The sequence below is a fragment of the Priestia endophytica genome (assembly GCF_026790145.1).
GTDB classification, from domain to species: Bacteria; Bacillota; Bacilli; order Bacillales; family Bacillaceae_H; genus Bacillus_I; species Bacillus_I endophytica_A.
The window spans coordinates 21,554-35,884 of sequence record NZ_JALAMS010000026.1; the positions used below are offsets into that span (position 1 = coordinate 21,554).

Annotated in this window: 9 protein-coding genes and 1 pseudogene; 2 read left to right on the plus strand and 8 right to left on the minus strand. The window is 33.7% G+C overall.

Annotated elements, in window-relative coordinates:
• Positions 1-407 precede the first annotated feature (407 nt).
• Positions 408-2,336, minus strand: coding sequence for a fructose-1,6-bisphosphatase (fbp, locus tag MOC86_RS18530; RefSeq protein ID WP_268585462.1), 1,929 nt, complete (start codon positions 2,334-2,336; stop codon positions 408-410).
• Positions 2,337-3,304: 968 nt separating this feature from the next.
• On the opposite strand from fbp, the gene MOC86_RS18535 reads away from it, so the two are divergent.
• A complete protein-coding gene (locus MOC86_RS18535; protein WP_268585463.1) occupies positions 3,305-4,954 on the plus strand; it encodes a gamma-glutamyltransferase family protein in 1,650 nt (549 codons plus the stop codon).
• A gap of 461 nt (positions 4,955-5,415) precedes the next feature.
• Here the strand turns inward: MOC86_RS18535 and MOC86_RS18540 are convergent, their stop codons facing one another.
• Positions 5,416-6,336 carry a DMT family transporter gene (locus MOC86_RS18540; protein WP_268585464.1) on the minus strand — a complete coding sequence of 307 codons (921 nt, stop codon included), beginning with the start codon at positions 6,334-6,336 and terminating at the stop codon, positions 5,416-5,418.
• A 118-nt stretch (positions 6,337-6,454) separates the two neighbouring features.
• On the opposite strand from MOC86_RS18540, the gene MOC86_RS18545 reads away from it, so the two are divergent.
• Positions 6,455-7,792 (plus strand): PLP-dependent aminotransferase family protein, encoded by a 1,338-nt coding sequence (locus MOC86_RS18545; RefSeq protein WP_268585465.1) that lies wholly within the window; start codon positions 6,455-6,457, stop codon positions 7,790-7,792.
• Positions 7,793-8,319: 527 nt separating this feature from the next.
• Here the strand turns inward: MOC86_RS18545 and MOC86_RS18550 are convergent.
• From MOC86_RS18550 to manA, 6 genes and pseudogenes are all read right to left on the minus strand, one after another.
• A complete protein-coding gene (locus MOC86_RS18550) occupies positions 8,320-9,423 on the minus strand; it encodes a GerAB/ArcD/ProY family transporter (protein WP_268585466.1) in 1,104 nt (367 codons plus the stop codon).
• A 316-nt stretch (positions 9,424-9,739) separates the two neighbouring features.
• Positions 9,740-10,753: a DUF3231 family protein gene (locus MOC86_RS18555; protein WP_268585467.1), complete on the minus strand. Its 1,014-nt coding sequence runs from the start codon at positions 10,751-10,753 to the stop codon at positions 9,740-9,742.
• Positions 10,754-11,402: 649 nt separating this feature from the next.
• Positions 11,403-12,167, minus strand: a pseudogene (locus MOC86_RS18560) (DUF817 domain-containing protein).
• Between the two features lie 135 nt (positions 12,168-12,302).
• Entirely contained in the window at positions 12,303-12,524 is a 222-nt protein-coding gene (locus tag MOC86_RS18565; RefSeq protein ID WP_061806037.1) for a helix-turn-helix domain-containing protein, read from the minus strand.
• A 10-nt stretch (positions 12,525-12,534) separates the two neighbouring features.
• Complete coding sequence (locus tag MOC86_RS18570) at positions 12,535-13,017, minus strand: DUF2975 domain-containing protein (RefSeq protein ID WP_268585468.1); 483 nt, start codon at positions 13,015-13,017, stop codon at positions 12,535-12,537.
• A 371-nt stretch (positions 13,018-13,388) separates the two neighbouring features.
• Positions 13,389-14,330: a mannose-6-phosphate isomerase, class I gene (manA, locus tag MOC86_RS18575; RefSeq protein WP_268585469.1), complete on the minus strand. Its 942-nt coding sequence runs from the start codon at positions 14,328-14,330 to the stop codon at positions 13,389-13,391.
• Position 14,331 lies beyond the last annotated feature (1 nt).

Here is a 14,331-nt window from a genome sequence, read left to right on the forward strand (position 1 = left end):
ATTCTATATATTGGGTGATTTAATGCCAAACATTTTTGTAATTATTTGGTCTTAAATGTAAAAAATGAAAATTTAACATGATTAAAAGTGATTCTTAAAGACTACTTTCTTCTGCTAAAAAATATTGTGTATAGGGCGGATTGATGAACAAATGGCTACTTTCCCTACTTTTCAGAGGCATTCCGTAAACTGTTAGTTGTAGGTAGAAAATATACTTTATTTACATACCATACCTTTGAAAAAGTAAAAAAGCACAACCCCATTGAGTGGCAATGAGTTTGTGCTCTTTCTATTTCCTCAAATCTACTTTTACGGACAATTAAGCTATCATCAAAACTTAAATGAACGTCCTAACTGCCCGCAAAGCTTCTATAATTTAATATGTTGTTATAATAATTTTTCAACTTTTAACTATATCGATATTCCCTGAGATCTTTCAAAATAGAAATTTCCTGTAGTAATTCTCTTCCGACGTTGGTTTCTATAACTTTTTTTCGCTCTAGCTCTTTGTCCACCAATCTTTTTACTGACAAAACATCCATTCCGTTTAAGAGGATATCTTTTTTTGAATTAAAATGTTTATGAGCAACAAGCTGCATCCCGTAGGAGTTATATAATAAAGTGTATCCAGCTATACCTGTTGTAGATTGATATGCTTTTGAAAAACCACCATCTATAACAATCATCTTTCCGTTCGCTTTAACTGGGTTTTCTCCTTCAATTTCTTTAACAGGTGTATGACCATTTATAATATGACCATGATCCGGATTAAGGTTAAATTCAGCTAGGATTTTCCGGCAGACTTCTTCATTTTCACGCAAATAGTAATATGGATTTTTCTTCTCTTTGTGCGTTTTCTTATCTTTAATAAAGTATCTCTCGAAAGTTGTCATCGCTCTCTTTCCAAAGAGTGATGAATATTCTCCTGTCCATAAATACCAGATCATATCTGTTGCAAGGTCATCCGTCTCTTGAGGATGTGCAAAAGCATGTCGTAAGTAGCGTTCAAACACATCAAGTAAATTACGTCCTGAATACGTTTTATTCTCAATCGCCATTTTTTCCATATTTCCTTCTTCATCTAAAGGAATGCAGCCGTGTATTAGTAAATTGCCGTTATATTTTAAATAAAGACTGCCCTTCTTCATCAGAAAATTCATATGTCTAGCCAACTTTTCCGAATGCTGAACAGAAAATAATAACCCTTCTATCACTTGCTCTTCTTCCTCTAATAATTGATCCGGCTGTAGCGGATTAACCGTTGCAAAACAGCCATTTTCTAGTGAATACGTTTCCCCATATATCGTTATTTCATTTTTGTCATAGTCGATTTTCTCAAGCAGAAGCCTTTCTGACATATTAAAATAAGGGCGTCTTTTAATAATAGGAGCTTCTAGTTTAAACTGAATCATCGCAATAGCTTGATGAATTTTCGTAATTTGTGATAACTCCTGATGGGATAGTTTTTTCTCTGACTGTACTTTTGGCCTAAAGGCTGGATTGTCATCATAGTATTTATCCGCAAGATTTAATAGGGGTCTAAGATTGATTCCATATACATTTTCAATAATATCTAAATTATCGTATCTAGCACAAATACGAATAATATTAGCAAGACAAACTTTTGAACCTGCAAAAGCCCCTAGCCATAGTACATCATGATTCCCCCACTGGATATCAACGGAATGGTAATTGATTAACGTTTCCATAATTTTATCCGGTTCAGGTCCCCGATCATAAATATCCCCTACTACATGCAGATGATCCACAACTAATCTCTGCGTTGTATAAGCAAGACCTATAATAAGCTTGTCAGCTTGTTTTAAAGAAATAATTTGCTGGATAATTTTTGTATAATAATGTTCTTTATTTGCCAACTCATTTTTCTTGTACAGCAGCTCTTCTATAATGTAAACAAACTGATCTGGCAATGCTTTACGTAGTTTAGAGCGCGTATATTTAGAAGAAGCATACGAAACTAGGTTAATCATACGGTCAATGATTTCCGTATACCATTGATATAGTTCTTCTTTATTTCTAAAGTTAGCCTTCATTAACGGTAACTTTTCTTCAGGATAATAAACTAATGTAGCAAATTCATCGATTTCTTTTTCAGATAAAACATTTTTAAAGAGGTCTTTGATTTTTTCTTTTACATTTCCCGAACCATTTCTTAACACATGCTGAAAAGCTTGATACTCCCCATGTAAATCACTGACAAAATGTTCTGTCCCCTTTGGAAGATTAAGAATAGCTTCAAGGTTAATAATTTCAGTTACTACTTTTTCTTCACAATCATACTTTTGTGCAAGTAAATCTAGATATTTTGTGTTCAAGACTATGTATCCCCTTTCAAAACTCACCATTTATTTTCTGCCTAATAGATTGAGGTTAAATACTTATCTTATAAGATTAACTTAAGTAAAAATTATACAGTATTACTATTCTTATTGTCGTTACTTACGATAGAACCAAGAAAGAAATGTAGGATTTATTACTTCATACTCCGAAAAAAGAGATCTATTGTCACTTGTACTTAAAGTGTATAATGAACACCGCTAAACAAAAAATATCATGCTACTATGATGACTGGATACTCCACTCTTTCCTTGAAACTTGCTCGGGAAATAAGGGGAGACTGTCTAATAATTTTATCATGAAAGGTTTAAAAAGTGCCTCTTTAGCAAATTCTTTCAACTCCTTTGATTTTAACGTTCACTCGATGAAAATCCCACTGCTTTAAAAAAACATAGAAGAAAACCCTTATATTAGTTGAGTTCTTTTTATTATTTATTAGTCTTTTCAAGATTATAAACCTGATGAATATAGGACATATCCAACGTATTTCAGTAAAATATATTTTCCCCATCAAGCATGGTCTAGAAAAAAGGACTCCTTTGGCTTTATAAAGGATTATTAATAATAATAAAAAACAGATCACTAAAAAGAAAGGTTTTTATTTTGTTTTTGTGCTTTTTTCAAAATAGAAAACCCCATCACCCCTATCATAAACAACTTTATCGTACTTTTATCCGGATTCAATTTATGAAATATATCTTTTCGAATCTTCCTTTCTTATCTTCCCCTTTTTTCTCTCTATCAAAAACTAGGTACGAGTGGAGCTTGTCAGATGGCCTGTTAACCTGATTTTATACGCCATCGTTTTCTCTCCTTATCTACTCTTCTAGTATTCATACCTAAGGATACATTATAGTATGATAAAAATAAGAGAATACAAAATAATTATAAAGCTATAAGATGAAATGTATAATAGAAAAAAATACATAACTCAGGAGAACAAGCTATGAGAAAATATTGGAAATGGATCATACTTATTTTATTTACCTGTATTCTCATTGTATGGGGGTATGAGCGTGCAGGTCTCATTCAGTTTGGTGTGCCTTCATACGAACCATTGATGAATAACCCAAAGCCAGTTGAGAACAAAGATGATCAAGCTTTTGCGGTAAGTGCTAATCACCCACTCGCTGTTGAAGCAGGTATGGATGTGTTAAAGAAAGGAGGAAACGCTGCAGATGCAGCTGTAGCTGTTTCCTATGTACTCGCTGTTGTCGAGCCTTTTGGTTCAGGGCTTGGTGGTGGAGGTGCAGCTATTGTTTTACAAGATGAAAAAGCAATGTCTTATGATTATAAAGAAATTGCTCCATATTCCGGAGAAACTCCAGAAATTCAAGCAGGTATTCCTGGTTTTGTGAAGGGTATTGAAAAGCTTCACGAAGACTATGGCTCACTTGAGATGGACGAGCTAATGGAACCAGCCATTAAGTTAGCAAAAGAAGGTTTTGAAGCCGATCAATACTTAGTTGACCGTCTCCAAGCTGCATCTTATCGCATTTCAAAATCATCAGCATCCCCATTTTTCAATGGAGATGCTGTTATAAAAGTTGGTGAAACGATCAAGCAGCCAGAGCTTGCTGAAACGTTAGAAAAAGTAAAAGAAAACGGAGCAAAAGATTTTTACGAAGGTGAGATGGCAACCGAGTTAGCTCAAGCGCTAGGCGTGAAAAAAAGTGATTTTCGCAAATATGAAATTGAAAAAGAACCTCCTGTAGAATCAACGGTGTTTGGTTACCGGGTTTTTAGCTCCCCACCACCTTTAGGAGGAACAACTCTTGAGCAAATTTTAAAATTAGCTGAGGTGTTTGATTTCAACAATATCGAACCAGATCAGGCTGATTTCCCTCATGCTTTAGGAGAATTTATCAAAGTAGCCTATGAGAAACGATTAGATACGGTTGCAGATCCACGTTATTTTTCAGAAGATATGGACAAACTTGTGACGGATTCATACATTGAATCCTTAGAAGAAGAGCTTGATCTTTCTGATTTGCCAAGTGATGTTTTATTGGAAGATTCAACAGCAGATAAAGAAGGCTATGATAATACAACTCACTTCGTCATTACTGACCGAGAAGGCACAATGATTTCAGCTACACACTCACTTGGAAACTTTTTTGGTTCAGGTACAATGATTAATGGAATGTTTATAAACAATTCGCTTAGCCATTTTTCAACAAATGAAAACTCCCTAAACAAAAAAGAACCAGGAAAACGTCCAAGAAGTCATTCTGCTCCAATGATTTTAGCCAGTGATGAGAAGGTAATTGGCATTGGTTCACCAGGAGGAAAACGAATTCCTATGATTTTATCTCAAGTATTACTTCGTCACATTGTTTATGGGGAAGATCTACAGGAAGCAATTGATGCACCGAGATTTATTATAGAAGGAAACAAAATATATGTTGAAGAAACAATGTCAGATGATAGCATCGGGGAACTTTCACAAAGAGGCTATGACGTGTATATAAAAGACAATCCATTTTTTTATGGAGGCGTCCAAGCGCTTGTTATTGATGAAGAAAATGACCAAATTTACGGAGGCGCAGACAGAAGAAGAATTGGAACATGGGATGCTAATAAGATAGACGATTGAATGAGGATGACTGATAATTTATTAGGTTCTTTCCTATAAGGAATTGTTCGTTCAAAGTGAGCGAGAGAGATAATAAGATGATTCTTCCTTAATAGTAGAGAAGTCTATTCTCTATTGGATATCCTTAAATGAATAGAAAAGAACTATTCCTTTTCAACTGAAAAAAATAGGTTTTTAATGTATAGGTTCTAAAAAGTTACGAAGGTGTAGATCCCTTGTTCCCCAAGGAGTCTGCACCTTCCCTTTTTTACTTTGTTCATGTTTTTATTTTATTAATTATATTAGAAATTTCTTTATAAGTTGTTAATAGTTCTATTATACATTGTTCACTTTTATATCTTTCACTCTCACTAATCTAGCATAGTTTTTTTCAAAAGATCTCTTGCTTGTTTCCCATCTCATTCATTGAGATTGTTTAAAATTTTAATATATAAATCAATTGTCAAAATAAGAGTAAGAAACTATACCTTTTTATTGATTTTACCCCTTATACCAACAAAATTTGTCCCCACAACACCAATGATAATGATAATTCCACCAATTAAGTGATAGAAGTGGAACGTTTCTTGTAAAAATAAAACGCCAGCTACAATTGTAATTAGCGTAGCGACATTACTAAAAACACTCATTTTGGCTGCTTCGATTTTGGACAAAGCAAAATTTGAAAGATATGACGTAACAAGTGATGATAATATTCCTAAATACAAAATAGCTAATACAAAGTCCATATGTAAAAATGGTTGAAAAAATTCACCCATTGTTCCTTCTATCATACGACTTCCAATTGCCATACTATTAAATACAACAAAACCAAATAATGTCATAACATACGTTATCGTTAATAAGGAATATTGTTGTGTAAGTTTTCTTGCAAAAACATTATATAAGGCAGAAGCAATAGAGGAAATAATAATAAGTGCACTTCCAACTAAATTTGCTGTTTTAGCTCCTGTCCCATTCATCACAAGTAAGTAAATGACGCCAACCACTGATAAACATATAAAAACAAGCTGCACACGTTTTGCTCTCTCCTTCAAAATTACAATAGCAAATAGCAATGTAAAAATAGGTATTGTAGCTTGTATAATTCCAGCTTCTGAAGAAGATGTCCTAGCTAGCCCAAATATTTGAAAAGCGAAAAATAGCATTGGATATAACAGTGCTAAAGGTAGGATTCTAGCAATATCTCTCCAATGTATCTTTAATTTATTTTTAGTGAATTGTATAAAAATCGTCGCTCCAACAAAAGCAATGGTAAAGCGATGAGCAAGTGTGTCTAATGGTGTAGCCACCACCAAAGTCATTTTAACAAACATAAATGATAGACCAATAATAAATGCATAGGCTATCGCAGCAATATAAGCTTTACTTTTTTCAGTCATACAAATTACTCCTTCTATTTTTTATCTGATCGATAAATCCATCATAATTAATCTTAGAACTTTTTGCGATATAATAAATACGCATCTGTACCGATACAGATAATAAAGGAGGCTTCATATGTTTAAATACGAATCGATATACAATAACATAAAAGATCGAATTCAAATAGCTGATTTACAGGCGGGTGAAAAGTTGCCATCTATTCGTGATTTATCTCAGCAATTTACTTGTAGCAAAAGTACGATATTAACGGCTCTCAATAAACTAGAAGATCAACACTTGATTTACGCCATTCCTAAAAGTGGTTACTATGTAGTAGATCATCAAATGCCACATAAACCTTCTACTACCGATTTTATAGACTTTGCTACGTCATCTCCAACATGGCATGCCTTTCCTTATAAAGACTTTCAACATTGCATGAATAAAGCAATTGATACGTATCAAGAAGAATTATTTCATTATGGAACCCCAAATGGTTTGCCTTCCTTAATTGATGAAGCTAGAAAACTATTAGAGACGTATCAAATATTTACACATTCAGATCATATTTTCGTTACTTCAGGCGTTCAGCAAGCTTTAGCGATTCTTAGTCTCATGCCTTTTCCTAATCATCGTAAAACGATACTTGTTGAACAGCCAAGTTATCATCTTTATATGGACTTTATAAAAACCTATAAGCTACCAGTAGTCGGGATTAGAAGGACCGTAAATGGAATTGATTTAGAGGAATTAGAACAAATCTTCCGTTCTCATGATATTAAATTTTTCTATACGATGCCACGATTCCATAGTCCTTTAGGCACTTCCTATCGTAAAAAAGAAAAAGAAGCCATTCTATCTTTAGCTGCTAGATATGATGTTTATATCGTAGAAGATGACTATTTAGCCGATTTTGAACAAAATACAAAAGTAGATCCGCTATTTTCGTATGATACACATAATCATGTAATTTATTTAAAGAGTTTTTCTAAAATTATGTTCCCTGGATTACGTATAGGGTTTGCGGTCTTACCACCATTATTAACGCCTCTCTTTCAGAGATATAAAAAAACAACGGATATTGACAGCTCAATGATTTCACAAGCAGCATTGGAACTTTATATAAAGAGTGGCATGTTTAATCATTATCGTGCTAGAGTAAGCGGTACTTATGCGGCCCGTGCAACCATACTTCAGCATGCTTTAAAAAAACATTTGTCTGTATATCAATCTCCCTCAGAAATTTGTATGCATAGTCACATTGTATTACCAAAGAGAGTCAATTTAAATTTACTTATTTCCCATTTAAATCAACATAAAGTTTTATTAGAAGCTATTGATGGAAATTATTTAGATGGCGTTTTGAATGAAAGAATTTTAAAATTGAATATTTCTAACATAGAAGAATATAAAATTGAAGAAGGAATTAAAAAAATCGCTATAGCTTTAAATAATAGCAAAAACTACTTCTAATAAGAAAGAGAATTCAATTATACATTTCCAGGTTATGTGGTGATATTGATAATCATAGTAACGAGGAAAAAATCAGTTCAGTTATTTTTATAACCAAAGCAAAGATGAACACTATACTTTAGGTGTCAAAAAATGAGTTTATGGAGTAATACATACAAATTCAGGAAAATGTTTTAGTGTATAAATTAGATACTGAGTGTTAATTATTATGGATATATCGCTATTGTAAAATTTAATATCATTGAATTAACATTTTAGCCAAAAACAATCTAATCCTTAGTAATAGAATAAACATACGATATACACGGCTAGTTCACAAAACACGGTAAAGAAAGTTTGATTTAATCAAACCTTCTTTACCGTGTTTTATTCAATCTTGATAAAAAATAAGGATTAGTAATTCGAGATAAACCAAAGAAAAATCCCACTAAATACGTTTCTAATTCGAATGTAAAAATCCCTATTTAACCTGTTATTATGCTAAATTCTCTTTTCATTCATGTTTAATAATAGCATTAGTATAAAATTTATTGCTCGTTCAATTTCCTTTTAAAATACGAACGGATACTAGAGATTAGCAGCATAAACAAAGGAACAACGACAAACATAACGAAAGAAACGATCTCTGTAATAAAACCTTCTTCTCCTTGCTCTAAAAAACTAGAAGCCATTGTAAGAGATAGGAAAATAACAATAGTCCCTATTGGCAAAAGAATGGGATGATACCTTTTTAATTTAAATAAATCAGCTATTCCAATAATTGCACTATACAAATAGACCGATGCTTTGAAAAAGACAGTAATCAATAATGTAAAAACCACAATTGCGTCAAGCCTTTCAATAAAATCCAACAGATTGACCTTCCCAACTGCTGTTAACGTTGGAAATGTAGACTTTTTCATCACTTCTACACCAAGAACAGATATATTTAACAAGACGGTCCAGCCTAAAATAAGTCCGCTTGAAATTAAGGCTATCAGCCATACTCTCTTTACTAATTGAGGTTGATTTAAATATGGTGCGATCATCGTAAAGGCTATCATTTCACCAAATGGGAAAATGAGTAGATGAGGAAAGGCTGTAGTAAAGATAGGTTTCCAGCCATGTTCAAGAAAAGGAAGGATATGATAAAAATCAACATCTCCTGATACAAGAACAAAAAAATTCCCCGCTCCCCCTAACAAAAGTAAAATAACAATAAATACTTCTGCTGTCCTCCCTACTACTTCCACTCCTAGATGAATGACATAGCACATCACTAGCACAAGTGTAAGATTAATTGCCAATAAGGGGGTTTCTGATAAGGTAGATGAAACTAATAAATCTCCGAATTCTCGTACGTTTCTTCCGCAAATATACAAGAAGTAGACACAGTATAACAAACCAACAATCCATCCAACGTATTTACCCAATATCTCACGTGTATATCCAGTAAGAAGCAAGTTAGGATATTGACGAAATAAAAAATAATAGATAAACGATAAGATAATCCCTCCACTCATTGCTAAGAGAATAGAAAGCCAGACATCCTTTCCTGCCTCTCCTCCGTAGCTGACAACCAAGGCTGTTCCTAACTCAAAGATAAACATCAAAGCAAAGAGTTGAATTCCGCTTATTTTCGCTTTCTCCATTCATTGAAAACTCCCTTCTTTGCTTACATCTATTGATTTATATAGGATTTGGTTTGTCATACTTGTTTAACGAATGAAGGACACTGGAATGATCGTTGAAACAGTTGATAGGGATATCCGCATATCGCTTTCATACAACATCAACAAGGTGAACTTGAGCCATAACACTTCTATAAAGTTATTTATCATCTTTAAAAACGAGAAAACGACTGATTCAAGTCGTTTCTTCTCGTTTTATACTTTAGATGATATCCAAAGTTTATTTACATCATTATATTTTTATGGATTCGTTCTTTCATAAACTCCTCTTAGAGGTTCATTTTTTCTTTTTTACCAGTTTCTCTTTATCTAATGTTGTAGGAGGCTGCTCCATCCACTTATTCTTAATCATGATATCAGCTCCATCCTTAGCATACTGAGCCACCTCAAGGGATAAACGTTCATAATTAAGAATGAGGTCCGTTCTTTGACTAGCTGATGCTGCTGTGGAGTAATTTCCTGTTCCTGTTGCACTTAACATTCCCATATGAAACATAGCCAGTTTATCCGAAAAAGGCGGTGTTGTAGCATCGGTAATGGCAACATCAGATGAAATAGGGGATTCTATATCGCTATCAAGAAGAATCCTTGTGAAAATCCGCATATGTTTTCGGGAAATATCCCTTCCTCTTAACATCCAATTTTGAACTTCTTCATGAAAGGAGACTTGGGCAAAACTAAGGGACAGTTTACTTCCGATATGGTTAGTGACACTATTCATGTATAAATGGGAAATCTCTATAGCATTTAATGGCCGTTGTTTATTGAATAGAGAAAAACCACTTAAATATTTGTGACTATCTACAAAATCCGTTTCGGTCGGGTACGGGATATAAGGTGCTCGAATATATAATCCCTTTTCTAGTAATAAATCTGTAGTTTTATCAAATAAATCAGATGTTTCTCCCAGTCCTTTTATAAAATACGATTTGAGGTCTTTCCTCGCCCCCATAGAGGTGAATCCACTATATCCAAGCATCCCTACTCTAGTCATATGGGCTAAATATTGAAGGATAAAAGCATCTGTATATAACCGAGGAGCATTCACATTCACATCCTCATCTGTAAATCCTGTTGGGAGTGGAATCTGTTCTTGTTGAAATAATGTGGTTAACTTCTCAATATGAGCACAAGAGATATCATACGCCTCCTGAATAAGGGGACGCATATCTTCATCTTCTACCGTTTGTAAGAAATAAGATAATACACATTTGGACATACTATCTTGCATATAGTTAGTCCATATACAAGCTATTTCAGCTGACGTTAACTGAGTAGGATGTGTCGTCATAATCTAGGTACCTCCAGAGAATAATTGTTCAAGATATGTATATTATTTACAAGTTGAATCTAAATTATTATGACGAAAGCCAAGGGAGAATCTCCCTTGGCCTTTATTTATTATTTAGTTGTATCTTTTTTCTGCCTGAAACCAACTTACAAAACGATGAGTAATCAATAGTAAAACAGCATAAATCCTGATATTTAGATATCCCCATTTTTCTTCTTTTTATAAATTTTCCATACAAAAACTCACTAAAACATAACTTAGTGAGTTAGAAAATGTATAAATTATGTATTTTTAATTTACATAAAACATCTTTGGGAAAGTTAGAGAGGAGCGAATCCCGTATCATTTAAGAGTTCTGTGTCTTTTCTTTTTTCGTTACTCCATAAATGCGCTCGATAAAGAACTTAAATAAACTCCCCCCTATAGTTTAAGTAAATATTTTCACAAGATCCCCTACTAAATGCATTTTGAAAAGCTATTTATAAAGAAAAAAGCAACAATTCTAACGTTGCCTTTTCCAATTTATCTTATTCGCAATTTTGTACGCTAGAGGAATTTCAACTTACAAAACCCCAATGCCTTATTATGCTAAGAATTTGACTTTTAAAAAGAGCGTTCTTAGCAGTATAAAAATTAACTAGTATCTATCCTAGCGGGATTTTTCCTTAACCTGCTTTAACGTTGCTACTATAAGAAAGCTAACAATCACTAATAAGAGCCATGAACTCACCTTTCCTAGATGAACGAGGCTCCATGCATCAGTTTGGTTTGGATATTCCCATGCTCCAAAGAATGTTGCGATATTTTCGGCTATCCATATAAAAAAACCGATGAGCACAAAGGAAAGCGCGAGTGGCATACGGTAACGAGTTCCATCAACCTCGTATGTGACCCATGATTGCCAAAAGACGATAATTACAAGTCCAGATAACCACCAACGAATGTCAATCTAATAATGGTGGGTGAAAAAGTTCAAATAAATCGCAGCTGTAAGAGGTACAACTACCAAAAACGGTGGCCACTTAATCAGTTCAACCTTAAATCTCCTCCACGCCTGGCAAAGATAACTCGCTACACTTGCGTACATGAATCCACTATACAAAGGTACTCCAAAAATTTTAGAATATCCTTCCTCTGGGTAAGACCAGGAACCCATATGTACCTTAAAAAGTTCAAGAAAGAGTCCAATAAGGTGAAACAATGTGATAACCTTTAGTTCATCCTGTGTTTCAAGCCCAAAACGCACCATCCACCACTGCATCAACAGACAGATGATGAGCAGCCAGTCATATCGTGGCAGGAAGGATATTGGCATGATTTGTGTAAAAGCCAAAGAAGCAAAAATAACGACAGGAAACAAACACGAGAGGGCCTGCTCCCAACCAAAACGAACGAGTTGTTTTAGTGCCCTCATGATTTGGTCCTCCAACGTTTTTTTCTAAATAGATGGAAGTCCTGCTTAGTGTAGCTGAATACATTTAGGGTTAGATGCATAAGTTCACCCTTGAACAACTTTCTCTTCCTCTCTATGTTACATATTCCTATTTTATTAATCTTGGGTATCTTCATCACTTCGGTATTCTAGAAGATCTCCTGGTTGACATTCTAATGCTTTGCAAATCGCCTCTAAAGTGGATAATCGAACTGCCTTTGCCTTTCCATTTTTCAATATAGAAAGATTAGCCATCGTTATTCCAACCCTCTCCGAAAGTTCCGTAACGCTCATTTTCCTTTTAGCCAGCATCACGTCAATATTGATTATAATTGCCATTGTTTTCACCTCAGACTGTTAAGTCATTTTCTGATTTTATATCAATCGCTTCTTTTAATAGTTTTTGAAGAACAGCAGCAAAGACCGCAATTACCATTGAAGCAAAAATAATTACTAATCCAATTAATATAATACCTGGGGCGTCGTCTTTCTCCGCTATGAGATATAAAAGTGGCATGCCGACCATATATAAGATACTGATTGTGATGGCACAGTATTTTATATTCTTTAAAGCTTTTACAGAAATTGTAGAGAACGCTTTATTCTTATCAATATAGCTTAAAAGTTTAAAAGCTTGATACAGAGCAATGTAAAACGGGATCGCCGCTGCATACAAATCGATGAAAATAAGATATTTTATATACGCCATATCTGGATACAATTCTGCTGCATAGCTCCCTACCTCAGGCACTAAAAATATGCCTAAAGCAAGAACTGGAATTCCCATAAGAATAACAGCTATCTTTAAAAAGAAGGTTGTTCCTTTGTTCATAAAAAGCACCTCACTTATTTATTGTCAATTTGAATTTAACACATAATTTATCGTTTTACAATAAATTTTTATTTAATATTGTTATTTTTTTATTGCTAAATAAATGTTAATTGTGTCAAAAGTAATGGATGGTCTTATTCAAAAGACTACGATTCTATCTCGTAGTCCAAAAAAATAGATTTGACTTATTGTTAGAAAGTATTATCAAGTTAAGTAAAATAGCTGTAGTAATGGGAATAAAAAAAGCTTTGGTTAGACCAAAGCTTTTTTTATACTTATTTTGTAGTAGAAAAAGGGAAAATGTCATTAAACAGACTTTCTAGTATTATCAGTAACAAGTAATATACTACGCGTATTAATAAATACAACTATTACAAACTTGAAACAATACATTTAGTATCACCGACAAGTTCATATTCTCCAAAGCTAGTAGGCAATATAAAATGATCTCCCTTTTTGAAGAAATAACTCTTATCTTCCTTTATTAGTTCCCCTTCTCCATCAATTATGCTAACAAGAAGAAATTGCTTTTGCTGTTTCAAATGGGCTAACCCTTTTAGCTCCCATTTTTCTACTGAAAAATAATCTCCTTGAACAAAGTGTGTTATGCTCAAATTTTCTACTTTTTCATGCATAACTGATAGTTGATTTTGTGTAAATGGTGTCTCAGTCACTTCAATACTCTTTTCAAGATGAACCTCACGTAAATTCCCTTCAGAATCTCTTCTATCATAATCATATAATCGATAAGTTGTATCTGAATTTTGCTGCGTTTCTAATATTAAAATCCCTTTACCAATTGCATGAACCGTGCCGCTTGGCACATAGAAGAAATCTCCTGGTTTTACCTTTATTCGATGTAATAGTTTGTTCCATTCTTGATTTTCAATCATAGCAATTAATTCTTCTTTTGTTTTCGCATGATGCCCATAAATAATTTCTGCATCTTCTATAGCATCAATTACATACCAACACTCTGTTTTTCCTAGTTCTCCTTCATGGATACTAGCATATTCATCATTTGGATGAACTTGAACGGATAAGTCTTGATTAGCATCTAAGATTTTTGTAAGAAGAGGAAAACGTTCTCCCTCCACATTCCCAAATAAATCTCGATGTTCTTCCCATAATTCACCTAAAGATAATCCTTTATATTTTCCGTTCTTAACAACACTTTGTCCATGTGGATGCGCTGAAAAAGCCCAGCACTCCCCAGTTTGATTCGATGGAATTTCATATCCAAAAGAAATTAATTGTGTTCCTCCCCAAATTCTTTCTTGAAAAACTGGTGCAAAAAATAATGGTTCAGTCATA

Coding starts and splice junctions, on each gene's coding strand:
- MOC86_RS18550 (WP_268585466.1), bottom strand. CDS start 9,423: ATGGAGAAAGCGAAAATAAGCGGAATTCAACTCTTTGCTTTGATGTTT.
- MOC86_RS18565 (WP_061806037.1), bottom strand. CDS start 12,524: ATGGCAATTATAATCAATATTGACGTGATGCTGGCTAAAAGGAAAATG.
- manA (WP_268585469.1), bottom strand. CDS start 14,330: ATGACTGAACCATTATTTTTTGCACCAGTTTTTCAAGAAAGAATTTGG.
- MOC86_RS18535 (WP_268585463.1), top strand. CDS start 3,305: ATGAGAAAATATTGGAAATGGATCATACTTATTTTATTTACCTGTATT.
- MOC86_RS18545 (WP_268585465.1), top strand. CDS start 6,455: ATGTTTAAATACGAATCGATATACAATAACATAAAAGATCGAATTCAA.
- MOC86_RS18555 (WP_268585467.1), bottom strand. CDS start 10,753: ATGACGACACATCCTACTCAGTTAACGTCAGCTGAAATAGCTTGTATA.
- MOC86_RS18540 (WP_268585464.1), bottom strand. CDS start 6,336: ATGACTGAAAAAAGTAAAGCTTATATTGCTGCGATAGCCTATGCATTT.
- MOC86_RS18570 (WP_268585468.1), bottom strand. CDS start 13,017: ATGAACAAAGGAACAACCTTCTTTTTAAAGATAGCTGTTATTCTTATG.